Source organism: Pseudomonas sp. 10S5 (assembly GCF_035019745.1).
Lineage (GTDB): Bacteria > Pseudomonadota > Gammaproteobacteria > Pseudomonadales > Pseudomonadaceae > Aquipseudomonas.
Genome location: NZ_JASJVL010000017.1, coordinates 15,357 through 41,049, shown reverse-complemented (window position 1 = coordinate 41,049; position 25,693 = coordinate 15,357). Strand labels below are relative to the sequence as shown.

At 53.3% G+C, this 25,693-nt stretch carries 26 protein-coding genes and 1 tRNA gene; 5 read left to right on the top strand and 22 right to left on the bottom strand.

All coding sequences use genetic code 11. The features are described from left to right. Positions 1–42: 42 nt before the first annotated feature. Positions 43–294, bottom strand: coding sequence for a sulfurtransferase TusA family protein (locus QN378_RS17990; RefSeq protein ID WP_323547317.1), 252 nt, complete (start codon positions 292–294; stop codon positions 43–45). 150 nt (positions 295–444) lie between these two features. On the opposite strand from QN378_RS17990, the gene QN378_RS17985 reads away from it, so the two are divergent. Beyond that, the gene (locus tag QN378_RS17985) at positions 445–1,878 is read left to right on the top strand and encodes a M48 family metalloprotease (RefSeq protein ID WP_322204818.1); all 1,434 of its coding nucleotides are present in this window, start codon (positions 445–447) and stop codon (positions 1,876–1,878) included. 116 nt (positions 1,879–1,994) lie between these two features. On the opposite strand, the gene nadA is transcribed toward QN378_RS17985, so the two are convergent. The 18 genes from nadA to QN378_RS17895 all read right to left on the bottom strand — a co-directional run bounded on the left by nadA (position 1,995) and on the right by QN378_RS17895 (position 17,509). After that, positions 1,995–3,053, bottom strand: a complete 1,059-nt coding sequence (gene nadA / locus QN378_RS17980) for a quinolinate synthase NadA (protein ID WP_322204819.1) — start codon at positions 3,051–3,053, stop codon at positions 1,995–1,997. A gap of 749 nt (positions 3,054–3,802) precedes the next feature. Next, a tRNA-Lys gene (locus tag QN378_RS17975) sits at positions 3,803–3,878 on the bottom strand. Positions 3,879–3,936: 58 nt separating this feature from the next. Further along, positions 3,937–4,617, bottom strand: a complete 681-nt coding sequence (gene queC / locus QN378_RS17970; protein ID WP_322204820.1) for a 7-cyano-7-deazaguanine synthase QueC — start codon at positions 4,615–4,617, stop codon at positions 3,937–3,939. An 11-nt stretch (positions 4,618–4,628) separates the two neighbouring features. Beyond that, positions 4,629–5,276, bottom strand: coding sequence for a 7-carboxy-7-deazaguanine synthase QueE (gene queE, locus QN378_RS17965; protein WP_322204821.1), 648 nt, complete (start codon positions 5,274–5,276; stop codon positions 4,629–4,631). Between the two features lie 187 nt (positions 5,277–5,463). Next, the gene (gene ybgF, locus QN378_RS17960) at positions 5,464–6,297 is read right to left on the bottom strand and encodes a tol-pal system protein YbgF (RefSeq protein WP_322204822.1); all 834 of its coding nucleotides are present in this window, start codon (positions 6,295–6,297) and stop codon (positions 5,464–5,466) included. Between the two features lie 6 nt (positions 6,298–6,303). After that, entirely contained in the window at positions 6,304–6,804 is a 501-nt protein-coding gene (gene pal, locus QN378_RS17955; RefSeq protein WP_322204823.1) for a peptidoglycan-associated lipoprotein Pal, read from the bottom strand. Positions 6,805–6,857: 53 nt separating this feature from the next. Beyond that, positions 6,858–8,117 carry a Tol-Pal system beta propeller repeat protein TolB gene (gene tolB / locus QN378_RS17950; RefSeq protein WP_322206901.1) on the bottom strand — a complete coding sequence of 420 codons (1,260 nt, stop codon included), beginning with the start codon at positions 8,115–8,117 and terminating at the stop codon, positions 6,858–6,860. 38 nt (positions 8,118–8,155) lie between these two features. After that, positions 8,156–9,247 (bottom strand): cell envelope integrity protein TolA, encoded by a 1,092-nt coding sequence (gene tolA / locus QN378_RS17945; protein ID WP_322204824.1) that lies wholly within the window; start codon positions 9,245–9,247, stop codon positions 8,156–8,158. After that, positions 9,247–9,702, bottom strand: coding sequence for a protein TolR (gene tolR, locus QN378_RS17940; RefSeq protein ID WP_323547336.1), 456 nt, complete (start codon positions 9,700–9,702; stop codon positions 9,247–9,249). The genes tolA and tolR overlap by 1 nt, the downstream gene beginning before the upstream one ends. A 23-nt stretch (positions 9,703–9,725) precedes the next feature. After that, positions 9,726–10,421 (bottom strand): protein TolQ, encoded by a 696-nt coding sequence (gene tolQ, locus QN378_RS17935; protein ID WP_322204825.1) that lies wholly within the window; start codon positions 10,419–10,421, stop codon positions 9,726–9,728. Continuing rightward, on the bottom strand, positions 10,411–10,878 hold the full coding sequence (ybgC, locus tag QN378_RS17930) for a tol-pal system-associated acyl-CoA thioesterase (protein ID WP_322204826.1): 468 nt from the start codon (positions 10,876–10,878) through the stop codon (positions 10,411–10,413). Before ybgC ends, tolQ begins: the two co-directional genes overlap by 11 nt. A 139-nt stretch (positions 10,879–11,017) precedes the next feature. Then, positions 11,018–12,073, bottom strand: a complete 1,056-nt coding sequence (gene ruvB / locus QN378_RS17925; RefSeq protein WP_322204827.1) for a Holliday junction branch migration DNA helicase RuvB — start codon at positions 12,071–12,073, stop codon at positions 11,018–11,020. Beyond that, positions 12,074–12,682 (bottom strand): Holliday junction branch migration protein RuvA, encoded by a 609-nt coding sequence (ruvA, locus tag QN378_RS17920; RefSeq protein WP_323547320.1) that lies wholly within the window; start codon positions 12,680–12,682, stop codon positions 12,074–12,076. Between the two features lie 110 nt (positions 12,683–12,792). Then, a complete protein-coding gene (gene ruvC / locus QN378_RS17915; protein ID WP_322204829.1) occupies positions 12,793–13,317 on the bottom strand; it encodes a crossover junction endodeoxyribonuclease RuvC in 525 nt (174 codons plus the stop codon). A 126-nt stretch (positions 13,318–13,443) separates the two neighbouring features. After that, positions 13,444–14,190 (bottom strand): YebC/PmpR family DNA-binding transcriptional regulator, encoded by a 747-nt coding sequence (locus tag QN378_RS17910; protein ID WP_322204830.1) that lies wholly within the window; start codon positions 14,188–14,190, stop codon positions 13,444–13,446. A 137-nt stretch (positions 14,191–14,327) separates the two neighbouring features. Then, positions 14,328–16,103: an aspartate--tRNA ligase gene (aspS, locus tag QN378_RS17905; RefSeq protein ID WP_323547323.1), complete on the bottom strand. Its 1,776-nt coding sequence runs from the start codon at positions 16,101–16,103 to the stop codon at positions 14,328–14,330. Positions 16,104–16,312: 209 nt separating this feature from the next. Further along, positions 16,313–16,654, bottom strand: coding sequence for a ribbon-helix-helix domain-containing protein (locus QN378_RS17900; RefSeq protein ID WP_322204832.1), 342 nt, complete (start codon positions 16,652–16,654; stop codon positions 16,313–16,315). A 381-nt stretch (positions 16,655–17,035) separates the two neighbouring features. Beyond that, positions 17,036–17,509: a Dps family protein gene (locus tag QN378_RS17895; RefSeq protein ID WP_322204833.1), complete on the bottom strand. Its 474-nt coding sequence runs from the start codon at positions 17,507–17,509 to the stop codon at positions 17,036–17,038. Between the two features lie 475 nt (positions 17,510–17,984). Here QN378_RS17895 and QN378_RS17890 point away from each other — a divergent pair, with 475 nt between their 5' ends. Beyond that, a complete protein-coding gene (locus QN378_RS17890) occupies positions 17,985–18,590 on the top strand; it encodes a cold-shock protein (protein WP_322204834.1) in 606 nt (201 codons plus the stop codon). Between the two features lie 81 nt (positions 18,591–18,671). Here QN378_RS17890 and QN378_RS17885 read toward each other — a convergent pair whose 3' ends face one another. Both QN378_RS17885 and QN378_RS17880 read right to left on the bottom strand, forming a co-directional pair. After that, positions 18,672–18,878, bottom strand: coding sequence for a SlyX family protein (locus QN378_RS17885; protein ID WP_322204835.1), 207 nt, complete (start codon positions 18,876–18,878; stop codon positions 18,672–18,674). Beyond that, positions 18,875–19,306 carry an HIT domain-containing protein gene (locus QN378_RS17880; RefSeq protein ID WP_322204836.1) on the bottom strand — a complete coding sequence of 144 codons (432 nt, stop codon included), beginning with the start codon at positions 19,304–19,306 and terminating at the stop codon, positions 18,875–18,877. The genes QN378_RS17885 and QN378_RS17880 overlap by 4 nt, the downstream gene beginning before the upstream one ends. 978 nt (positions 19,307–20,284) lie before the next feature. Here QN378_RS17880 and QN378_RS17875 point away from each other — a divergent pair. From QN378_RS17875 to QN378_RS17865, 3 genes are all read left to right on the top strand, one after another. Further along, entirely contained in the window at positions 20,285–21,625 is a 1,341-nt protein-coding gene (locus QN378_RS17875; RefSeq protein WP_323547325.1) for an OprD family porin, read from the top strand. A 169-nt stretch (positions 21,626–21,794) separates the two neighbouring features. Further along, positions 21,795–23,510, top strand: a complete 1,716-nt coding sequence (locus QN378_RS17870) for a proline--tRNA ligase (protein ID WP_322204838.1) — start codon at positions 21,795–21,797, stop codon at positions 23,508–23,510. Positions 23,511–23,597: 87 nt separating this feature from the next. Then, a complete protein-coding gene (locus QN378_RS17865; RefSeq protein WP_323547327.1) occupies positions 23,598–24,554 on the top strand; it encodes a hypothetical protein in 957 nt (318 codons plus the stop codon). On the opposite strand, the gene dinB is transcribed toward QN378_RS17865, so the two are convergent. Further along, positions 24,551–25,612, bottom strand: a complete 1,062-nt coding sequence (gene dinB / locus QN378_RS17860) for a DNA polymerase IV (RefSeq protein WP_323547329.1) — start codon at positions 25,610–25,612, stop codon at positions 24,551–24,553. The two genes, QN378_RS17865 and dinB, sit on opposite strands and share 4 nt — an antisense overlap. Between the last annotated feature and the right edge of the window lie 81 nt (positions 25,613–25,693).

Genomic DNA, 25,693 nt, shown 5'->3' with positions numbered 1-25,693 from the left:
TCAGTAACGTTCATTCAGAGGGGAAGATTCAAGCCGGCGGCATCAGGCTTTCCGTAACCAGTAAAAATAAACACCCGCCTCAAACTCTTCATGTAACAAGATGTGGCCGGACAGTTTGGCAAAAGTCCGGAAATCGCGTTGTGAACCTGCATCCGTAGCGATCACTTTTAGCACCGAGCCACTGGCCAAACGGTTGAGTTCAAGCTTGGCTTTAAGTAACGGCAGCGGACAATTCAGGCCACTGGCGTCTACTTCGGCATCGCAGGCATCGGGGCGCTCTACAGCGTCAGACATCAGTTCTCTCCAAACAGGCACATCGAAGGCATTGCAACCACCCTAGTGACGCGGCGGATGCCTCAATCAAACCACAAGAATACCTGACTCTGGTCAGCAAGCCATTGAGCCAGCTACAGTAAGGGCTCTTTAACGCCTAGAGCCTTGTGCATGAAATTTTTGCGCCCTACCTTGTTGACGCTCGCTTGCCTGCTCACTTCTCCGAGTTTTGCTGACGATTTGCCATCACTGGGCGATGCCAGCTCTGCCATCGTCTCCCCGCAACAAGAATATCAATTGGGCCGCGCTTGGCTCGGCATGCTTCGCGGCCAGGTATCGCAACTGTCCGACCCGCAGCTCAAGGATTTCGTGGAGACCACGGTGTATCGCATTGCCGAGACCAGTCAGGTGCATAATCCTCGGCTGGAATTCATCCTGATCAACAGTCGCCAGTTGAACGCATTCGCCGCGCCAGGCGGAATTGTCGGAGTCAACGGAGGCCTGTTTCTTTACGCTCAAGACGAAGCCGAATATGCAGCGGTGTTGGCGCATGAACTCGCTCACTTGTCGCAACGCCATTTCGCACGAGGCATTGAGGCGCAGCAACACATGCAGATACCGGTCTTGGCAGCCATGTTAGCGGGTATTGTCATGGCCGCAGCGGGTGCCGGTGACGCAGGTATAGCAACAATTGCGGGAACTCAGGCCGCTGCCATCCAGGAGCAAACGCGTTTCTCGCGGGCAAACGAACAGGAGGCGGACCGTATCGGCATCATCAACCTTCAAAAAGCCGGTTATGACCCTCGAGCGATGCCCAATATGTTTGAGCGGCTGATGCGCCAATACCGATTCGACGCCAAGCCACCCGAATTCTTACTGGATCACCCGATCACCGAGTCTCGGATCGCCGACACCCGTAACCGCGCAGAGCAGGAAAAGGTCGGCGGCAAAGAAGATAGCCTGCAGTACCAATTGATGCGCGCACGTGTTGCCCTGTACTACGAAGAGTCGGCGGGCCTGGCTGCAAAACGTTTTCGCGCGTTGTTGGGTGAAAATCCAAAATCCGAATACGCACGCTATGGGTTGGCGATCGCTCAAATCAAGGGCTCACAACTCAATGATGCCCGCGAAACTCTCAAGCCACTGTTAGCCAAAGATCCAAACAACATTACTTACAACCTTGCGCAGGTAGAAATTGATGTCGCCAATAACAAGACGGTCGACGCCCAGCAACGGCTAGACCGCATGAACGTGCAATTTCCGGACAACTACCCACTGAACCAGGCCCGCGTCGACCTGTTGATCAAACAAAACAAGCCTGCGCAAGCGGAAAAAGTGTTGGATCAATTGCTGAAAAATCGGCCATCCGATCCGGATATCTGGAGCTTGGTCGCAGACGTGCGGGGCCTGTCTGGCAACATGATTGGGTCTAATCAGGCGCGGGCCGAATACTTTGCCCTGACCGGTGATTACACAAAGGCTCAACAGCAGCTCGAAATCGCCAAGCGTCGCGCCAATAACAACTTCCAGCTGGCATCGCGCATTGATGCCCGGCAGAAAGAATTTGCCGAGCAAGAGCGATTGCTGAAAGAAATGATGAACTAGCTTATAGGGAACGATTCATTCGAGATTAGCGGCAACGCGGTCCATTTGAAAAACCGCGCCGTCCGCTACCCAAATGAATTGGGCCCCACACATTTTTGGCCAGCGCTGCGATGCCCTCAGGCATTACCCGCCAGCCTTATACGAGCAGCTTGGGTGAAATCCAACATACGCTGCAACGGACGGATCGCGCGGGGAACCAATGCCGGGTCGACGAATATCTCGTTGCTACCCTCGCGCAGGCACTGCAAGGTGCGCTCAAGGGTGTTCATCGCCATCCATGGACAATGTGCACAGCTGCGGCACGCAGCGCCGTTACCGGCAGTGGGCGCCTCAATGAAGATTTTGTCCGGGCACAACTGCTGCATCTTGTAAAAAATGCCCCGATCGGTCGCAACGATAAACACTTTATTGGGCAACGACTGCGCAGCAGCGATCAGTTGACTGGTCGACCCGACAGCATCTGCCAGATCAATCACTGACTCGGGCGATTCAGGGTGAACAAGAATTGCGGCGTCGGGATAGAGCGCTTTCATGTCCTCCAACTGTTTGGACTTGAATTCCTCGTGGACGATGCACGCACCATCCCACAACAACATGTCGGCGCCGGTTTCACGTTGAATGTAACGACCCAAATGTTTATCGGGTGCCCAAATGATTTTTTCGCCGTTGTCCATTAAGCTCTCGACGATTTCCAGCGCGCAACTCGACGTCACCACCCAGTCGGCACGAGCCTTCACAGCGGCAGAGGTATTAGCGTAGACGACTACCGTTCGCTCGGGATGCTGATCGCAGAAGGCAGCAAACTCATCAACTGGGCAACCCAAATCCAACGAACAGGTCGCCTCCAGCGTCGGCATCAGGATTCGTTTTTCCGGGTTAAGGATTTTCGCCGTCTCGCCCATGAAACGCACGCCAGCAACCAGCACGGTTTTCGCCGAATGCTGATTTCCGAAGCGTGCCATTTCCAAGGAATCGGACACGCAACCACCGGTTTCCTCAGCCAAGGCCTGGATAACTGGATCACAGTAATAGTGAGCAACCAGGACAGCGTCTTGCGCTTTTAACTCGGTAGCAATCGCCGAGCGGTAGTGGGCCTGCTCTTCGAGGTTTAGCGTTTTTGGCTGCTTGGCATCGAGATGGGCCTGGACCAGAAGGCGTTCAGAAATCTGCGTCATGTTCGCTGGACCTAAAAGCGCTTGTGCGCGGATGTCGAAGTTTACACCGCCGGCGCGGACTCCTGAATCCCTTAATGAGAATTGCGCTTTTACGCAGAGGCTTCAACTTAGGACGCAAAGGATTCGGCGACGACAACGCCGCCAAGTTGGGCGAAGAAAATGAAAAGTAGTTGCCCTTGATCGCATGAGCTTCACCCGCTTCGGGGACAAAACCGTCGATGAAGTCTGATGTGTCTGATGCAGCAATGAACATATTACCTTCCTGCCTCGGACGCACTACATCTGCCAAGGGCCGCGCAGTGACACGGCATTTTCGTCCTTCGCAGAATGGCTCATGACGGCGTAGAAATCTCAAGCTATCAGGACAGACTCATTTGAGGCTCAGGCGGTATGGCTATCAACAATCCAAGCCAGCCACAGCCGAGCAACGTGCAGTGTGAACAGCATGTTTTAAGGAGTATCCGTTTTATATGACATCATGATTGTGTCCGTAGGTTGATCGGTCAACGTTCGTTGTATATATAAAGCGACTATTTAAACGCGCCGCGGGAGCAAAAAAGGCAGTTCTGTCGCGGATCTACGGGTTGTTATGTAGATCAACTGAATATCCATGTGGGAGAACGCCGGCTTAACTGAAAGCCATAGGCTAGCGTTGAGCGGTCGAAAGTAAAAATATCGACGCAAAAAAAAAGCCGTAAAGCCTCATTTGCATGGGCCTTACAGCTTTTCAAAACCGTCGAACTTGAAAATGGTGGGTCGTGTGGGATTCGAACCTACGACCAATTGGTTAAAAGCCAACTGCTCTACCAACTGAGCTAACGACCCGACGTGGCGCGTATATTACTGATTTCTATGATTAATTCAACACTTAAGTGAATTTAATTCAAAAATAGCGGGTTGGGTCGGCTACAGCCGCCGTCGCAAAGCCTTCTGCGCGCAAACGACAGCTGTCACATTTGCCGCATGCTTGTCCTTGGTCATTGGCTTGATAACAGGAAACTGTCATTGCGTAATCAACATTCAGGCGCATTCCTGACGAGACGATCTGCGCTTTGCTCATGTTTTGCAGCGGTGCCTGTATTCGGAAGCCATTACCTTCAACACCGGCCTTGGTCGCCAGATTGGCCATACGCTCAAACGCTTCGATGAACTCCGGGCGGCAATCTGGATAACCGGAATAATCGACCGCGTTGACGCCGATAAAGATATCTCGCGCACCCAGCACTTCAGCCCAACCTAACGCCAACGAGAGGAATACGGTGTTACGCGCAGGCACGTAGGTGACCGGGATTCCTTCTACGGGGGATTCAGGTACTGCGATGGAACTGTCGGTCAGTGCTGATCCGCCGATTCCATTCAGATTCAGACCAACGACTTTGTGTTCAGCCACGCCCAGATAATGGGCGACACGTACCGCAGCATCGAGCTCGGCGCGGTGTCGCTGCCCATAATCAAAACTCATGGTATAGCAGGTGTAGCCGTCCGCGCGGGCCATGGCCAGCACAGTGGCTGAATCAAGGCCGCCCGACAACAAAATTACTGCGCGTTTTTCGATAGTAGTCATTTTCATTCACCTTAGCGTCCCGGCTCATCGTTCCAGAGGTACTTGTGCAGTTGCATTTGCAAGCGTACCGGCAGGTTGTCAGCAACTATCCAATCGGCCAAATCCCGGGCGTTTAAATCATGATGGCTAGGGGAGAACAATACTTCACCCGCGCGACGCTCTAAACCGTACTGAATCAGCTTGGAGACAGCCCAGTTGTAGTCTTCGCGGGAGCAAATCACGAACTTGACCTGGTCGTTCGGCGTCAGCAGTTCGATATTCTCGTAGCGATTGCGCCCAACTTCATTGGAGCCTGGGGTTTTCAGGTCGACCACACGACTGACGCGTGGGTCCACTGCTGAAATATCCAGAGCGCCGCTGGTTTCAAGAGAAACCTCATAACCTGCGTCACAAAGAAGCTTGAGCAGCGCGATCACATTGGGCTGAGCTAACGGTTCCCCGCCGGTCACGCACACATAGCGCGGCCGATAACGGGCTACTTGCTCAACGATAGCGTCTAACGCTTGAATGCTGCCTCCGCTGAACGCGTAAGCGCTGTCGCAATACTGGCACCGCAACGGACAGCCGGTAAGCCGGACAAACACGGTAGGTAAGCCTGCGGTGCGAGTTTCACCCTGCAACGAGTAGAAAATTTCGGTGATTCTTAATGTGTCTTGCATATGAGCCACGGGCGTAATAGCTAAACAGGCCATCCGCCTCCGTTAGGCACTTCAACGAGCCTGCAAACGCATGGCCCATAGAAGCGTATGTATTACCGGGATTTCGGGTGCGAGATTCTAACGAAAAAAGCCGCGACAAGCGCGGCTTTCTTTAATCGGTGGTCAGTCCCGCCTGGTTAGCAGCGCCTTACATGCGCTGCAAATCACGTTGCGCCAACTGCGCAGCGGAGGTGCCTGGGTACTGAGAAACCACTTGCTGCAAGATCCCTTTTACCTTGTCGAGATGGCCGAGACGACGTTCGACGTCTGCAAGTTTGTACAGCGAATCCGGGACCTTGGCGTGTTTCGGATACAGCTGACTTACTTTGGCGAAAGCTTGACCGGCACCTTGAAGGTCACCTTTGGCCAAATTCACTTCACCCAACCAGTACTGGGCATTGCCCGCGTACTGACTGTTTGGATATTTGCGTAGAAAAGCCGTAAAAGCTTGACTCGCTTTGTCGAAATCCTTGGCTTTGATCAGATCGAAGGCAGCATCGTAATAGATCTTTTCCTTCGCCGGATCGCCTGGCTCGGCACTTGCCGCCGGAGCCTGCGCTGCAGGTGCCGTAGGAGCACCACCGGTATTTACATCACCGCTGGCTTGAGAATTATCGGTAGCTGCTGCGGCAGGTGTGCCGCCTAACCCAGCTCCAGCAGTGATCCGTTGATCAAGTTCTTGATAACGTTCCAATGCCTCCTGCTTCATCCGGTCGATATCGTTGCGCTGAACTTCGACCGTACCGCGTAATTTCGCGATCTCGTCCTGCATTTGTTGCAACTGCATGAACAGCTGACCCTGTGCCGAGGCAGGGGTCGCAACCCCTCCCCCGGCATAGGCGCCGGACGTGCCATAACCCGCTGGCGGATAACTGTTGCTGCTGCCAGAGCCAGAATTGTTATCGACCACAGGAACCGCACCCCACGCAAAAAGCGGAAGGGCGAGAGTCAAAACGGTTAGAGCACGACGGCACGTTCGCATGTCAAATTACTTACGCAGTTCGACGCGACGGTTTTGAGCCCAGGATTGCTCGTCGTTGCCAGTAGCAACAGGACGCTCTTCACCATAGGAAACCAGTTCCAGCTGTGCTGGGGAAACACCTTGCAGTACCAGGTAGCGTTGAACGGCTTTCGCGCGACGCTCGCCCAGTGCGATGTTGTACTCACGAGTACCACGTTCGTCGGTGTTGCCTTCCAGAACGACGCGAGCGCCATTTGCTTTCAGGTCTTTAGCGTGAACGTCCAGCGAGCGCATAGCTTCTGGTTTCAGGTCCGAACTGTCGTATTCGAAGTAGAAAGTAGTGATAGCGCGCAGAGCAGCTTCTTCGCTCATGCTGCCATCAACAGCGCCAGTGTTAGCGCCGTAGCCAGCGTTTGGATCTACAGCAGCGCCTTGGCCAGCGTTGTCGCCACCTTTGGACGAGCAACCTACAGCTACAGCCATGGCCAGAGCCAGAGCAGCAAATTTACCAATCTTCAGCATTTCCATCGTGAAACTCCTAATGAACCCCAAGTGTGTTAAGCAAAACGTGTAGCGCCGCGTCAGTTCAGGTAAGGGGACCAGGAAGGTTCTCTGACTTCGCCTTGAGCGGTAGGAAGCGGGAGCCTTACGCGTCCGTTAATGGACACGAGCATCAAGACTCCCCGGCCCTGCTGGCGGGTGGCGTAGATTACCATGGTGCCGTTGGGCGCGACAGTAGGCGACTCATCAAGGTTGCTGTCTGTGAGGATTTTTAATGTACCGCGCTGCAAATCCTGCACTGCCACCTTGAAATTTGTGAAGCCGTCCTGACGGTGAATCATTACCAGCGTCTTTTCATCAGCCGACAATTTCGGGTTGGCGTTGTAGTTGCCGATGAACGTTACACGCTCAGCGCCGCCACCATTGATGCTGGTTTTATAGATCTGTGGCTTGCCACCACGGTCTGACGTGAAGTACAGCGTCGAGCCGTCCTTACCGAAAAATGGTTCGGTATCGATGGCCGAGTCATTGGTCACACGAGTGATTTGGCGAGTGGCCAACGTCATTACGTAAATTTCCGGGTTACCGTCTTTGGAAAGCACGAACGCCAACTTGTTGCCGTCCGGCGACCATGCCGGCGCTCCATTGATGCCTTCGAAATTAGTCACCTGCTCGCGGCGGCCGGTATCAATATGCTGGATAAAGATACGCGGGCGCTTTTGCTCGAACGAGACGTAGGCAATACGCTTACCGTCCGGTGCGAATCGTGGCGACAAAATAGGCTCGCGCGATTGCAACAACGTTACGGCACGGGCGCCATCGTAATCCGATCGTTGCAAGGTATAACGCGTGTTGTCGACCGAAAACCGCTCTGCAGTCACGTAAAGCATGCGCGTTGAAAACGCACCCTTGATGCCCGTGAGCTTTTCGAATGCCTGATCCGCGATGTAGTGCGCCATATCACGCAGTTGATCGGTGGTGCCAGAAACATTACCGGTCATCACTTGCTGCTCAGTCGCCACGTTGAACAACGCGTACTGAATCTGCAAACGGCCGCCCGAGGGAACAATGCTACCCACCATCAAATACTGGGCACCAAGCGCTTTCCAGTCGCGATAAATGATTTCACTGGCCTGGGTCGGCAAGCTGATCATGTTCTGCTTTGCCAACGGCGAGTAATAACCTGAGTTACGCAGGTCGTTACTGATGATGTCGGCCATGTCCTCGGGCAAGACGGCACCGCCTTGCAACCCGAACGGAACAACCGCTATTGGCGCAGCGCGGTCACTACCGGTGGTGACCATGATGTTCTTTTCATCTGCTGCGGCCATTCCCGCCATACAGCAAAGAACGATAAGCAGTCCTCGAAAAATGTTAATCACAAGGCTAGATCCTCAGGTGTGAATGTCATCTTGAATGAACGGTAGGGGTTGAAATCACTCGGTTTCAGACCCTGCATTTCTGTCAATCGACCAATATTTTTAACTGCCGCCACCGCTGAGCTATCAAACGGCGCGTCTCCGCTGGACTTAAGGACACTGACCGAAGTCACTGTTCCGTCAGGCAACATCCCAATGTGCAACACAACGACCATGCCTTTTCTTGCTGAAGGCGGTCGAGCCCAGCCTTCGGCAGCGCGGGAACGTATCAGGTCATCAAAATTGCCCGCCGTCTCGTCGCCCTGCTCATCTGCCAATGCCTGTTGCCGTTCCGTTTTATCGGAAAGCAAATCAGCCAAGGCTGCCGCTTTTTGATCTTCATTAGATTTACGAGCAGCGTCTTGCTGTTTCTTGGCCGCATCGGCTGTGGACTTTTTCTTGGCGTCCGCTATGGCTTTCTTCTTCGCATCGTCAGCCGCTTTTTTCTTCGCGTCTTCCACTGCTTGTTTCTTCGCGTCGTCTGCAGCCTGCTTTTTAGCGTCGTCAACCGCGGCTTTTTTCGCGTCTTCTTCAGCTTTTTTCTTGGCGTCGTCTTCGGCTTTTTTCTTGGCTATATCCGCCGCTTGCTTCTCTTCAACTTTTTTAGCGTCCGCTACCTTTTTGGCTTCATCGGCTTTCTTGGCGTCGTCTGCCTTTTTCGCCTCAGCTTTGGCTGCGTCGGCTTTTTTCGACTCTTCAGCTTTTTGATCTTCGGCTTTTTGAGCCGCGTCTTCTGCGGTTTGTTCCGCAGCTTTCACAGCATCTTGTTTTAACTGCTCGATTTTTTTCTTTTCCAACTGTTCGGTTTCAGTCTGTCGGGCGGCCGTTTTTTGCGCCTCACCCGCAATTTTCTGATTGGTCTGGACTGTCGCTCTACTTTTGGATTTCAACTGATATAGAGTCGCTTGCACAATGGGCTTGGCCTCTGGCAAATCCGGAGTCATGGCGAAGCTGACGAAGAGCATGCCAAATATCAGAATGTGCAGGGCGACGGCCCAAACGCTAGGCCAGAAGAAGCTCTCCGAGGCGGACGGCTCTCGCTGTTGGTGCATCAGGGCGCCTCGGTAATCAAGCCAACATTACCGACCCCTGCTTTCTGCAGCCCACCCATTGCGCCCATTACAGAGCCGTAATCAACGGTTTTGTCGCCACGGATAAAGACCTGCGTCTGCTTGCCGCCTTCACGACCGGCCTTGATGATTTTGGTCACCGCGTCAGTCATCTGCGGCAAGGTCATGGCCTTGTCCTGCTGTTTTTCGGTATCGACTTCACTGCCAAGGTTCCAGTAATAGGTCTTGTCAGCTTTGATCGAAATGGTCAAAACCTGGGTGTTGTTATCCTGCGGCAGGGCCGCACTGGACACTTTGGGCAGGTCAACTTTCACACCCTGATTGAGCATCGGAGCGGTGACCATAAAGATGACCAGCAGTACCAACATCACGTCGATGTAAGGCACTACGTTCATTTCGGCGACCGGCTTGCGGCGTTTGCGACGAACTCGAGCGATTAAAGCCATGAAGGATTACCTGCTCACTCTTCGCTGGTGTGCACTTTACGGTGCAGGATCGCCTGGAACTCATCGGCGAACGTGTAGTAACGGCTGATCAACGTCTCGCTGCGAGCAGAGAAACGGTTGTAGGCGATTACTGCCGGGATAGCGGCGAACAGACCAATAGCAGTAGCAACCAGGGCTTCCGAGATACCCGGAGCAACGGTCGCCAAAGTGGCCTGCTGAGCAGTAGCCAGCCCGCGGAAGGAATTCATGATCCCCCAGACAGTACCGAACAAGCCAATGTAAGGACTGGTGGAGCCCACTGTCGCCAAGAACGGCAAACTTTGTTCGAGCTTTTCTTCCTCGCGCGAGATGGCGACACGCATAGCCCGAGCTACGCCTTCCATCACTGCATCAGGATCGACGCCTGGCTGCTGACGAAGCCGAGAGAACTCCTTGAAACCTGCACGGAAGATTTGCTCAACTCCCGAATCAGGATCCGGGTTGCTGCCAGCCTGACGATAGAGCTTGGACAGATCGATACCCGACCAAAAGCGCTCTTCAAAGCTTTCTAGTGCTCGACGAGCTGCGCGTATCAAATTGCTGCGCTGAAAGATCATGATCCAGGAGGTTATTGAGGCACCTACCAAAATCAGCATAACCAACTGAACAACAATGCTGGCATTGCTGACCATACTCCACATGGAGGAATGGTCGACTACGTTAGCTTCCACGCGCTATCTCCTGCTCTAAATGTGTACCCGCGCCGCTCTGGCCGGCAAAGGCCGTACGCAAAGCTTCGGGAATGGCCCGGGGTTTCAAACTGTCGGCGCTCACACACGCCACCAAAAACTGTCCTTCGCAAAGCAGCTTATCGTCTACAGCCAATCTCACCCGTTGAACAAATCGCAGGCTGGCGCGGTTTAACTCAATAACTTCAACGCTTATCAACAGCTCGTCATCCAATCGCGCCGGCTTGTGGTAACGCGCCTCGCAGGAATGTACGACGAACAGCAGATTCTCGCCTACCAATTGTGACTGGGCAAAACCCAACACTCGAAGCTGCTCGGTTCGAGCTCGCTCCATGAATTTCAGATAGTTGACGTAATAAACGATGCCGCCCGCATCGGTGTCCTCGTAATAAACGCGACAGCGATGGACGAATGACTGAAGCCCGTTTTGCGCGCGCATACTCTAGTGCTTACTCCTCGGAATTCCAATCCGCCAGACAACTGTTTTTCATTTTTTGCCGCTTATTGTCGGCCCGATCAATACGCCTGCCTGTCAGACCACCAAAATCCTGAATAAATCAGCACCTTGTGCGTTTTATTTAATCGTCTTCGTCATCAACAAAATCACTGACGACGGGCATTTCGCCCATTCGCGTTGGAATGTTCAAACCGAAGTGCAGATACGCGTGCCGAGTAACAACCCGGCCACGCGGGGTACGCATGATATAGCCTTGTTGAATCAAATAGGGTTCAAGAACGTCTTCGATGGTATGGCGCTCTTCGCTGATGGCCGCAGCCAGGCTGTCGACGCCCACCGGACCACCGTCGAATTTTTCGATCATGGTCAATAACAGACGCCTGTCCTGATGATCGAAACCACGCTCATCGACATCCAGCAGGTTCAATGCCAGGTCAGCAGTCGCCTTGGATATATGACCATTGCCGCGCACTTCTGCGTAATCTCGCACCCGACGCAGCAATCGGTTGGCAATTCGCGGCGTCCCTCGGGCCCGACGGGCAATTTCAAAAGCGCCCTCCGCTTCAATTGGCAAACCCAAAATGCCCGCCGAACGGGTGACAATCGTGGCCAAGTCTGCGGTGTTATAGAACTCAAGACGCTGGACAATACCGAAGCGGTCACGCAACGGGTTAGTCAACATGCCTGCCCTAGTGGTTGCCCCAACCAGCGTAAACGGCGGCAAATCAAGCTTGATCGAGCGTGCGGCAGGGCCTTCGCCGATCATGATGTCGAGCTGAAAATCTTCCATCGCCGGGTACAGCACTTCCTCGACGATGGGCGATAGCCGATGGATTTCGTCGATGAACAGCACATCGTTCGGTTCGAGATTGGTCAGAATTGCCGCGAGATCACCGGGGCGTTCCAGCACCGGGCCGGAGGTACTCTTGATCGAGACGCCCATTTCCTGGGCAATAATGTGCGCCAACGTAGTTTTGCCCAGACCGGGAGGTCCGAAAATCAAAGTATGGTCCAGCGCTTCGTTGCGTCCACGCGCAGCCTGGATAAACAACTCCATCTGCTCGCGCACCACTGGCTGGCCTATATAGTCGGCTAAACTCAGCGGACGAATTGCACGGTCCAACTGTTCGTCCCGGTCGCGGCCGGTAGCGGTTATCAAGCGGTCAGCGTCGATCACTTAAGCCATTCCCTTCAAAGCACGCCGAATCAGGTCTTCGCTGCTCAAGTTCTTGTCTTTGATTGCCGACACGGCCTTGCTCGCTTCCTGAGGCTTATAGCCCAAGGAGATCAGGGCACTGACCGCATCCGATTCCGCAGTCGCCACCTGTGGCGCGGCGCTAGGACCATTGGAGACCAGAGTGAAACTACCAGGCACCGATTCCCAGGCTTTGAATCGATCCTTGAGTTCGACCAACAAGCGCTCGGCGGTTTTTTTACCAACCCCTGGGATTCGAGTCAGAGCAGATGTGTCTTGCGCTTGAACGCAACGAACCAACTCATCCACTTCCAGCCCGGACATCAGCGCCAACGCCAGTTTCGGTCCAACGCCATTAAGACGGATCAGCTCACGAAACAGCTCACGCTCACGCTTTTCAAAAAAGCCGTACAACAGATGAGCATCCTCACGAACCACTAGATGGGTGTGCAAGGTCACAGGTTCACCCACATGTGGCAGGCGATACAGCGTACTCATCGGCACTTCAAGCTCATAGCCGACGCCGTTGACATCCAGAACCAGGTGCGGCGGCTGTTTTTCAGCCAGAAAACCGCGTAACCGTCCAATCACGTATCAGTTCCTTTCTAATGGTCAGCCGCAGCTATCACGCTGACACAAATAATGGTCGCCATCATTACAGGAGTAACAGGACCATGGGAAAAAAGTAAGCAGAGGATGTATCAGAGACGCAACCGACCGCTGCGACTGCGGGCGGCAGTTAATCCATGGGGGATGAGGCTCGAACGGGTATGCGCATGACACAGCGCAATTGCCAGGGCATCCGAAGCATCAACCTGAGGCTTTTGAGTCAGCTTCAATAAATGCATGACCATCATCATCACTTGCTCTTTGTTTGCCCCACCCGTGCCAGCGACAGCCTGCTTGACTTGGGTAGCCGTGTATTCGGCGATCTCCAGACTTTCTTCGGCGCCTGCCACAATTGCAGCGCCTCGCGCCTGCCCAAGCTTGAGCGCCGAATCCGCGTTACGCGCCATAAATACTTTTTCGATGCCCATGGTCACCGGACCGTACGTCTGAATGACTTCCCGAACACCCCGATAGACAATCTGTAAGCGCTCATGCAACAAACCACTGCCGGTCCGAATACAACCCGATGCCACGTACACGCAGCCGCGCCCCGTGTCCCGCACCACGCCATAGCCGGTAATTCGCGAACCGGGGTCGATACCAAGGATAAGAGTCATAACGCCTGCAGCTTAAGAAGCAACGCATAATTAGCGCAGCATAAAGGCAGAAACCGGAAGCCGATAGCGGCGTAAGTATTAAGGCGTCGTGCCTCCGGCCTCAAGAAACGCACTGAGAGCAATTGATCAGCCAAGCAGCTCCAGAACGTCGTCTGGGATTTCAGCATTGGAGTAGACGCTTTGCACGTCGTCCAGGTCCTCAAGCATGTCGATCAGTTTGAGCACTTTCTCCGCAGTGTCGAGATCAAGCACGGCGCTGGTGGTGGGCAACATGACGATCTCTGCGTCGGCCGCCTTGAAACCTGCAGCCTCCAACGCATTGCGCACAGCATAGAAACCTATGAACGAGGTGAAGACATCGATGGAGCCATCGTCGTTGTTAACCACATCATCGGCGTCCGCCTCCATTGCGGCTTCCATTAGGGCATCTTCATCAATGCCCTTCGCGAAAGAGATTTGCCCTTTGCGGTCGAACAGATAGGCCACCGAGCCATCGGTCCCAAGGTTGCCACCGCATTTAACGAATGCATGTCGTACCGCAGCCGCCGTGCGGTTACGGCTGTCGGTCATGGTTTCGACCATGATTGCCACCCCACCCGGGCCATAACCTTCGTAGCCAAGCTCTTCGACATCGTCACCTTCGGCAGCGCCAGCACCGCGAGCGACAGCACGATCAATAGTGTCGCGGGTCATATTGGCGCCCAACGCTTTGTCCAATGCCAATCGCAAGCGTGGGTTAGTTCCCGGATCACCACCACCCTGACGTGCTGCGACGGTCAGCTCACGGATCCACTTGGTGAAAATCTTGCCTTTTTTGGCATCCTGACGCTCTTTGCGGTGTTTGATGTTCGCCCACTTAGAATGACCTGCCATCTCTCGCTCCGAATTCTTTGAAACGCGTGCTCTATTTGCCCGCTAAAGGCAGGCGAATAGCTTAAATACTCTGTAGCCGGACATATTAAGGACGCATCGACACGGACTTTTAGCCATGCGATGCGCCCGCTCGGCTACTACTCAGCCTTAGGCTGTTCGCGCAGACGAATGTGCAGCTCACGCAGTTGCTTGGCATCAACAACACCCGGTGCCTGGGTCATCACGTCAGCAGCGCTCTGGGTTTTCGGGAATGCGATCACTTCACGGATCGATTGGGCGCCTGTCATCAACATCACCAGGCGGTCCAGGCCGAAAGCCAGGCCGCCATGGGGTGGCGCGCCGTATTTCAGAGCATCAAGCAGGAAGCCGAATTTCTCTTGCTGCTCATCTTCACTGATGCCTAACAGACGGAACACCGCTTGTTGCATTTCCCTGCGGTGAATACGGATCGAACCGCCGCCTAACTCTGTGCCGTTAAGGACCATGTCGTAGGCACGCGACAGCGCGGTCGCCGGGTTCGCTTCAAGCTCTTGCGGGCTGCATTTCGGTGCAGTGAACGGGTGGTGCAAAGCAGTGAAGCTGCCGTCGTCGTTCTCTTCGAACATTGGGAAATCAACAACCCACATTGGCGCCCATTCACAGGTATGCAGCTTCAGGTCGTTACCGATCCTGATCCGCAGCGCGCCTAATGCTTCGCTGACAATCTTGGATTTGTCTGCGCCGAAAAACACAATGTCGCCATCGACGGCGCCAACGCGATCCAGAATGACCTTGAGGTTTTCCTCAGGGATGAACTTGACGATTGGCGACTGCAGGCCTTCGGCCCCTTTGGCGCGGTCGTTGACCTTGATATAGGCCAGGCCCTTGGCGCCATAGATGCCGACGAACTTGGTGTAGTCGTCGATCTGGCTGCGCGGCATGCTGGCGGCGCCCGGTACTCGCAACGCGGCAACACGGCCTTTCGGGTCGTTGGCCGGGCCACTGAACACCTTGAATTCCACGGCACTCAACTGGTCGGCAACGTCTACCAATTCCAGCGGGTTACGCAGGTCAGGCTTGTCAGAACCATAACGGCGCATGGCTTCGGCGAAAGTCATGTGTGGGAAGTCACCGAACTCAAGATCCAGAACTTCCTTGAACAGCTGACGGATCATCTTTTCAGTGATGCCGATAATGTCGGCTTCATTGAGGAAGCTGGTCTCGATGTCGATCTGGGTAAATTCCGGCTGACGGTCGGCACGCAGGTCTTCGTCGCGGAAACACTTGGCGATCTGGTAGTAGCGATCAAAACCGGCAACCATCAACAATTGTTTGAACAGCTGCGGCGATTGCGGCAACGCAAAAAAGCTGCCTGGGTGTGTACGGCTAGGCACTAAATAGTCGCGAGCGCCTTCCGGGGTGGCACGTGTCAGAATTGGCGTCTCGACATCGAGGAAGCCATTCTGGTCCAGATAGCGACGGATGCTGGTAGTTACGCGCGAACGCAGACGAAGCTTCTCAGCCATCTCGGGGCGGCGCAAATCGATAAATCGATAGCGCAAACGCGTCTCTTCGCCCACGTCAGAAAATTCATTCAGCGGGAACGGCGGGGTTTCCGATTCGTTCAGTACTTCAAGTTCATAGCCCAGCACTTCGATAGCACCAGAAGCCATGTTTGCGTTTACCGCACCTGCTGGACGCGCACGAACCTTGCCAGTGACTTTGACCACGTATTCGCTGCGCACACGGTCGGCGGCGGCGAAAGTGTCAGCGCGATCGGGATCGAACACCACCTGAGCCAAGCCTTCACGATCACGTATATCGAGGAAAATCACCCCGCCGTGATCACGGCGACGGTGAACCCATCCACAAAGGGTAATTTCCTGACCTTCCAGGCTCTCGTTTAGTTGGCCGCAATAATGGCTGCGCATCATGATCGTGTTTTCACTTCTCGGAATTCGGAATTCGGTGGAGCTCTCGCCCTTAGCTTTCGCTCAATACTGCAAGAACCCTGGCGTGCAGTTCAACCCGACGGCCTGCGCCCCATAGTAAGGCGGGGGATTATATAGGGTAAATTGACACTGCGCAGCCCGCCCAACCTGATCGCCACGACATAACTGCTCCCCAGACCATAGCCCTGCCCTCAGGCTGGTGACATGGACATCGATTCGGCCTTCAACAGGTAGGCCACGCAGACCACTCGAATCAGGCCGCTAAAATTTTTTACTCCACCATGGCGCAGATGCACTTCTCGATCGACATACGAGAGTACCGCATTAACTGAGCAACTATTGGCACGGGCAATGTTAGCTAGAATATTCCAATACACCTCCTCTAGGCGCAAACACGTTGCTAGTCCATTCAAGCGAACGGACTTGGAATGAGGCCGTGCTAGATTCATATTAAAATCTTCAACAAAGGGATCATCTTGTATCTTCCCGTAACGACTGAAATCTTTATTGTGAAACCCGCTGCGCTGAACCATTTTCGACTCTCCCCTGTAGTTAGCAAACAATTCCCTTGAGCACAAACAAATGCAAAATCCACTTGCATGTAAAGCCAACGAACGATTTCTAGCCAGTCGAAGATGCATTTCAGATGTGTAGGACAGTGCGACATTTCTAAGAGGATTATAGAAAGTCGATAATCGTTAACTCAAATCATTAAGGTCGATGTCATCAATAGTTATATTTTGACGGCTGCGATACGGAGGGGCTGCCGGTTCGTGCAACGAGGTGCCGCCATTAGTGACAAAAGCTGCAGACCCTCAGGCTGAAGGTGGTTGAGGGCAGTTGAAGACGAAGCGAACACAGTCAGAGCGCCAAAGGTGGCGAGTGACATCAGGGTGTCACTCGCGAATTGTTTATTACTTTGTTTCAAGTAACGAACGAAGCATCCATGCGGTTTTTTCATGAACCTGCATACGTTGGGTCAAGAGATCGGCAGTCGGCTCATCGCTCACCTTGTCGACCAAGGGAAAGATACTGCGAGCGGTACGTGAAATGGCTTCTTGTCCTTGAACCAATTGCTTGATCATGTCTTCAGCACTTGGCACTCCCTCTTCTTCTTTAATAGAAGTAAGGCGCGCGTAGGCCGCATAAGTACCGGGTGCGGGAAAGCCCAGTGCCCGGATTCGCTCAGCAACAAGATCTACCGCCAGAGCAAGTTCATTGTATTGTTCTTCGAACATTAAATGTAAGGTACGGAACATTGGACCACTCACGTTCCAGTGGAAGTTGTGAGTCTTCATATAAAGCACATACGTATCTGCCAGTAGACGAGCAAGACCGTCTACAATTTCTTTGCGATCTTCTTCGCTTATACCGATATCGATTGCCATGCTTTTCCCCTTTATATGATGGTGTAACGTGACACATGCAGCACCACTCTACCAAGAGAACCCAGGCAACGCAGCCACCGATTAGACTATCGCCCACCTCCAAAACGTCGTCATGCCGCTTACACCGCCAGCGAAGTCGGCCAAACGACGAAAGCGCTTGTCATTTTTGAACTGACGTTTTCGCCTTGGCGCTCAACGGACGCTAAAGCGAACTGCCGCTCTAGGGCGGGCACTGGTGACCAACTGCCGTCTTACATTTATGGATCTATAGAACAGCACTGAGCCTGCGCCTAGCGCTTGATTTGAGTAGCCCACAGCTTTGCTGTTAAATACACGCGTGTCGCTACTGACCTGCCGTTTTGATGTAGCGCATAGGCTGACCCCATCGCTCGTGCAGCACGCCTCCTTTTATTTAGAAGCGTACCGAGCGTAATCAGCTATTTCCTCGTGATCCGTCTCAATGTGAGTTATTAAAATGTTGAAAATTGTCCATCTGCTAACGGGAGCAGCGGCCCTGCTGCTTTCCTTTATCCCAAGCCTGCGTAGCGAAGCGCTGTCTTCGTACCTCCTGCAACCCGATGCTCTTTATCTGGCGCTTTTCGGTCTGCTCAACCTGGTGCTGGCTCCAGTAATTCCTTATTGGAACCGGGGCCCACGTCATCAGCTACAAAATTTGGTCAGCGCGCTACTGGTGCTCGCCGTCATCCTCCAAACCTTGACCTTGCTCGTTCCGCTGCAGACTATTGCTGGGCAACCGGCAATCACAGTAAGTCTGCTCAGCGTTTTCATTGGCGTCGTGCTGCATCTGGCCGTCAGCTTCTACCAATCGTCCCCCTCGCCGTCTGCGCTGAGCCATGACATGACCAACCGAGATACCGGAACAGTCAAGTGGTTTAACACATCCAAGGGATTCGGTTTTATCTCCCGAGACTCTGGCGACGACATTTTTGTGCACTTCCGTGCCATCCGAGGCGAGGGCCACCGCGTTCTGGTAGAAGGTCAGCGTGTGGAATTCTCGGTAATGAACCGCGACAAAGGCCTGCAGGCTGAAGATGTAATCGCAGCTTTACCCCGCCGCTAAAACTTTTAACGTATCAACAGAAACACAAAAACCCGCTTATCTCGAGAGAGAGCGGGTTTTTTATCGCACCGAGCAAGTGCGTCAATAATGCGGAGGGGGAGCTTCTTCCTCGAACGTATCGAACTGGCTGCCCATTTCTTCCTGACGCTTGAGCAATGCAGCCATCTGTAATTGCAGGCGCTCGACCACCCGTTGCTGGCTGACCAGCACATCATTTAGAGACTGGATCGTATCGTCCTGAAAAGCCTGACGACTTTCCAGCTCATTGATACGTTGCTCAAGACTCATACCCGCTCCTCTTCAAAACGAAAATCAGTCGTCAACACACTCTGCAGCCGATGCCGAACAGCCGCGAGTTCTTCACGACTATAAGGTTGCGCTGGGTGCTTACCCCAAACAGGGGCAGGCCAAGCCGGGTCACTGCGAAGGCGCACGATAACATGCACGTGGAGTTGACTGACGACATTACCCAGTGTGGCCACGTTGAGTTTGTCGGCACTGAAAGCGTCATTGAGTAACTGTGCCAGCAACGTCGCTTCTTGCCACAGCTGTAATTGATCAGATGCCGCCAACTGAAATAATTCGCTGATACCCGACCGACGCGGTACAAGAATGAACCATGGGTAATTTGAATCGTTGGATAATAATAAACGGCACAACGGAAAGTCTCCGATGGCCACTGTATCTTGCGCAAGACGCGGATCTAAGACGAACACCGCAGGACTCCTGATCAATCGGTTAGTTTTGAGCCCGACTTTTTGAAGCAAGGCAACACTGAACAATGCCGAGCAGGATACTCGCGTATAGTTCATTGATCACTGGCAATCTGACAAGCCACCGAGGTGGGGTGAGCCCTTCACGCACCAGCACTGCACGTTAGCGATACGGCTGCACCGATATAGATCAATTTTTACTCTCCAGGACACTGCGCGATACGCTTCTGAGAACGGTGCAATCCCTACGCAAGCGACCACCTGAAAGCGAACCGGTCGTTTTCGCTGTACGGAAAACTGTTAGCCCATCATTGATCCGGCTGTCCCCATGACCATAGCCCAACATCAAGCACAACCACCGGACTACGCACCAAAACGACTCACATCCGAAGTGGAGCAGTGCTACCCCATCCGCGTTTTACCCAGTTCAAACGTCACTTAGGTAACGTTTCAACGTCTTTTTTTCAAAATCATGGCGGCTTTGTGAAATTTTCATATCACAGAAAAAATAAATAATACTGTTTAAAAACAACAACTTAGAAAATATATTTATTAGTGGATTGACCAAATGTGAAAAAAAAGTGAATGCTTAGGAACTTTGTGCACGGTTGTTGCTATGTCACACATAAGAGTTTGAAGAGGTGCCGACTTAAAGCGAAGCCTTGGATACGGCAAGTAACGGAAACGCTGGCTGCAGGAGTGTGTCGAATGGCTGTTCATAGATTGTTTGTACCTATGCTTAAGCGTTCAAAAATCGCTGTTGTAGTTGCGGAGCTTGTTAGCGGGAATCTGTGTATTTGCGACATGTACAACCTACATTTGCGACATCGCCGTAAAGATAACGAAAGGATAGATTTGCAACTATCGCCAACATGGTCAGCGTGATATAAGTTTGCGCCGACACAAAAAAGAAAGAGCCTCCCAGATAAAAAAACAGGTGGGATGGCGGTAACTTATTAAAAACCAAAGGAGCAAGTCACGATGAAAGTGATGAAGTGGAGCGCAATCGCCTTAGCAGTTACTGCGGGTATGACTCAATTGGCATCGGCGGCAGCGTTCGTCACTGACCAAGCTGATGCGAAGGGTTTTGTAGAAGATACATCGCTGAATCTGTTGCTGCGGAACTACTACTTTAACCGCGACAACAAAAACGGCAGCCATGACTCCGTCGACTGGACTCAAGGTTTCCGCGCAAACTTGAGCTCTGGCTTCACTCAGGGCGTTGTAGGTTTTGGCGTTGACGCGTTTGGTTACCTGAGCGTCAAGCTTGATGGTGGCGACGGCACAACGGGTACAAACAACACAGCTCTCAGCGCCGATGGCAAGACTCAAAACAGCATGGGTAAAGCGGGCGCAGCACTGAAAGTGCGCGTTTCCAAAACCCTGTTGGAAATCGGCCAGCAGCAACCGTCGACCTCTCCAGTGTTCGCTATCGGCGGCTCGCGCGTTTTGCCGCAAACCGCGACTGGTATCACGCTGATGAGCAGCGAGATCAAGGGCCTTGACTTAGAAGCAGGTCACTTCACCTCGGCATCCAGCGAAAGCCAGATGAATAGCGACGGCGAATTGTGGTCCGAATACGGCACAGTTGGCGCACACGCCAATTCTATAAACTACGCAGGTGGCAAGTACGCCATCAGTGACAGCCTTTCGGCTTCGTTGTATGCCGGTAAGCTGGAAGATATCTGGAACCAGTACTACACCAACGTAAACTACGTATTGCCAATCACTGATACTCAGTCGGTAGCGTTTGACTTCAACTACTACCTGACGCGTGATACCGGCAGCGCCAAACTTGGCCGCATCGACAACAACTCGTTCTCGCTGCAAGCCGCTTACTCGTTCATGACTGCACACACCGTAACCTTGGCGTTCCAGAAGATTAATGGCAACACGCCATTTGACTACGTTGGTGTTGGCGATAACAACCGTGGTGGCGACTCGATCTTCCTTGCCAACTCGATCCAGTACTCCGACTTTAACAGCCCGGGTGAAAAATCTGCTCAGTTGCGTTACGACATCAACCTAGCCTCCTATGGCGTTCCAGGTCTGAGCTTCATGACTCGTTACGTATACGGTTGGGATATCGACTACAGCAAAGTTAACCCGAACGGCGGTTACGGCGGTTATTTCAACGCCAATGCAACTGACGTGTCGCACCACGAGACCAACCTGGAAGCCAAGTACGTTGTTCAGACTGGTCCAGTTAAAAACCTCTCGTTCCGTATCCGTCAAGCTTGGCACACTGCCGACGCTGGCCAGATCGACGGCGACACCAAAGAGTTCCGCTTGATCGTCGACTACCCGATCTCGATCTTGTAATCGCAGTCAGCTAACTCGTTTCGAAAAAAACCCGGCAATGCCGGGTTTTTTTATGGGCTTAAAACCTCGCTTTTCCGGTTTCGCTGCCCCGCCGCGCCCTGTACGCGATCAAATCACCACCGTACAATGCTCGGTCATTTCTAGTCTCAGCAACCGATAACGGCCTACCATGCGCACCAGTCAATATTTGCTCGCCACAAAGAAAGAAACGCCTTCCGACGCAGTTGTCGTCAGCCATCAGCTAATGCTGCGCGCTGGCATGATTCGCAAACTTGCTTCTGGCCTCTATACCTGGCTCCCCATGGGCTTGCGTGTATTACGCAAGGTCGAAGCGGTCGTTCGTGAGGAAATGAACGCTGCTGGCGCGCTTGAAATACTGATGCCCGGTATTCAACCCGCCGAATTGTGGCAAGAGTCTGGCCGCTGGGAGCAATACGGCCCGGAACTGCTGCGCATGAAAGACCGACATGATCGAGAATTCTGCGCGGGCCCAACCCACGAAGAAGTCATTACGGATCTGGCGCGTAACGAGCTGAATAGCTATAAACAGTTGCCTATCAACATGTATCAGATCCAAACCAAATTTCGTGACGAAATCCGCCCCCGTTTCGGCTTAATGCGCGGTCGCGAATTCATCATGAAAGATGCGTACTCCTTCCACGCCGATCAAGCGTCATTGCAAGCCACGTATGATCGAATGCATCAGGCGTACTGCAACGTATTCACCCGACTGGGCCTGAATTTTCGCCCGGTTGAGGCCGATAACGGCTCCATCGGCGGCGCGGGCTCTCACGAGTTCCATGTATTGGCTGACTCTGGCGAAGACGACATCGTGTTCAGTGACAGCTCCAATTACGCCGCCAACATCGAGAAAGCCGAGGCCGTTCCTCGCGAACACTTGCGTCAGGCCCCCACTGAAGCGATGCGCCTGGTCGATACGCCACATGCAAAAACCATTGCGCAGTTGGTCGAGGGCTTCAATCTGCCCATCGAAAAAACCATCAAGACCCTGGTGGTGCATGCGGCAGAAGAAGGCAAGCTGATTGCACTGATCATTCGTGGCGATCACGAACTCAACGAAATTAAAGCCGCCAATCTGCCCCAAGTCGCCAGCCCTCTGGTCATGGCCTCTGAGTCCGAGCTGCGCGACGCCATTGGCGCGGGCGCGGGTTCACTTGGCCCATTGAATCTGCCATTGCCCTGTGTCATTGACCGCTCTGTCGAACTGATGAGCGACTTCGGCATCGGTGCCAATATCGACGATAAACACTATTTCGGAGTCAACTGGGAACGCGACTTACCTGTTCCAGCGGTAGCCGACCTGCGTAACGTCGTGGCCGGCGATCCAAGCCCTGACGGCAACGGCACGTTGGAAATCAAACGCGGCATCGAAGTCGGGCACATCTTCCAGCTCGGGACGAAATACAGCGAAGCCCTGAAGTGCCAAGTGCTCGGTGAAAACGGAAAGCCTGTCACGTTGACTATGGGCTGTTACGGCATCGGTGTTTCTCGCGTGGTGGCTGCTGCCATCGAACAGAACAACGATGAAAACGGGATCATCTGGAATGATGCCTTGGCACCTTTCCAGATTGCCTTGGTGCCATTGCGCTATGAAACCGAGGCTGTTCGAGAAGCTACAGACACGCTGTATGCCGAACTGACCGCCGCTGGCTTTGAAGTGTTGCTGGACGATCGGGATAAAAAAACCAGTCCGGGCAACAAATTTGCCGATATGGAACTGATCGGCATTCCGCACCGCATTGTCGTCAGCGACCGTGGTTTAGCGGAAGGCAATCTTGAATACAAGGGTCGTACCGAAGCCGAACCTCAAGCACTGCCTGTCGCTGATGCACTGTCCTTTCTTCAAGCTCGTATCCGCCGATAAGCGCTGACGACGCGCACGTCCACAACGTGCGCGTCTCGGCTATTAGCATGACGAATCAAGACTCGCCTTTATGCATCAAGAGATCACATGCTCAAGCGAAGCACTTTAAGCCTACGCTGCGCCGCACTCTGCGGCACTCTGGTCATTAGCGGTTGCGCCAATCATTTGTCTCAACGTAGCGAACACGAAGAGCGCGTTGAGCGAAAATTGCTTGAGCACACTCTGCATGTCGACATCGGCGAACCCAAGTTGCTGGAGTTACCACAACGCCGTATTCGGATCACTGAACAAAAGACGTTCGAAGTCACTGAGTTCGAAGTCACCCGCAATTATGATCGCTACACGCCGTACCAGCCCTGGCGTGAACTGTATGAGATTCCGCTGGGCGCCCTGGCCTTGGTCGCAGGCACGGGAGCTAATATTCTCAATGTATTCATGTTCGGCCACTTGCCCGGCACGGTGACCAAAGACTGGATCGATTTCGGTGTAGCTGGAGTCAATCCGTTCATGAACGTGCAGTCCTATGGACGAGCGCAACAAAATCTCGCCAATATCGATGAAACTCGGCGCAATAAACGCATCGAACACACGAGCCTTCCATGGAATGAACGTCCGGTCGAAATTATGGCCAGCGCGCAAACCTTTAGGTTGGCGACTGATCGCAACGGAGGATTGCGCTTGAATCTGCTGAGTGCTCCGTTTGCCGAGCAAGACCTTACTCGCCTCGCTCGCTTACAAATCAACGTCGAAGATGAGCGCGACAGCGTCCGAGCCGATGCGACCTTACCGATCAGCAGCTCGCTGCGGGGCAAACTGTTCGAAGCTCACGCTCTAATTTACGACGACCTTGAAGAAGACGGCGTCAGTCAATGGGTTCATAGGGTTAAACGGCTTTCAGAATTAGGTCTAGAAGAACAGGCCAGCGAGCTGGAACAAAACCTCATTGAATTGACCCACAACGACCCAGAGCTGCAAAAGCAATTCCTCAGATCGCTAACTCGAGACGCAGGCCGTTTGGTTGCAGACCCACAGGCAGACGATTAAACGGCAAACAGCTCCAACTGCTCGTGAGCCCCCCGCAAGTCCTGCAAACGCACTCCGATACCAAGCAAACGCACCGGCTTGGCACCTCGAGCAAAGGCCTGTGTTAGCAATTGCTCAAAACTCACAAGATCACGCCCTGCCCCGGACTGCTCCAAGGTGGTCTGGGTAAAGTCGTAAAATTTTACTTTGACGAAGGGCTTGCCGGCCCGGTAGCCCTCACCGATTCGCGCAATTCGCCCCGCCAGGGTATCGAGTAGGCCTGGAAGTTTCTCCAGACAACTTTTCAGATCGGGCAAATCCGTGTCGTAGGTATTTTCTACGCTGACGGACTGGCGCCGACTGTCGTTTTGAACAGGTCGCTCATCGATACCCCGCGCTAGATTCCACAACCGTTCACCAAATGCGCCAAATTCGCGCACTAATGCCAATTTGTTCCAATCGCGCAGATCGTTGCAACTTACGATTCCCAATCGGCCCATTTTGTCCGCAGTTACTTTGCCCACCCCATGCAGCTTAGTGACCGGCAAGATGGCGACAAAATCTTCTACCTGGTCCGGCGTAATCACAAATAATCCGTTGGGCTTTTTCCAGTCACTGGCAATTTTCGCCAGAAATTTATTGGGGGCTACGCCCGCCGACACTGTGATGTGTAGCTGGTTAGAGACTCGACGGCGAATTTCTTGAGCGATACGAGTGGCGCTGCCTGCAAACAAACCACTTTCTGATACATCAAGAAACGCTTCGTCCAACGACAAGGGCTCAATCAGATCCGTGTAATCGCGAAAAATCATGTGGATCTCGCGAGATGCTTCTTTATAAGCTTCCATTCGGGGCTTGACGATGGTCAAGTCGGGACACAACTTCAACGCATGCCGAGACGACATCGCCGAACGAACCCCATAAGCACGCGCTTCGTAGTTACACGTCGCAATGACTCCTCGCTGATCCGCTGACCCGCCGACCGCTAAAGGTTTATTGCCTAAACGGGGGTCGTCACGCATTTCAATGGCGGCATAAAAGCAGTCACAGTCGACGTGAATAATTTTGCGCTGCGTCATGGGATGCGGTTTGCAGGCTGTGGGCCGGGCAGTATCTCACCCAGAGAGGACGCTGGCATCCACGATGCTACGAGCGACCTG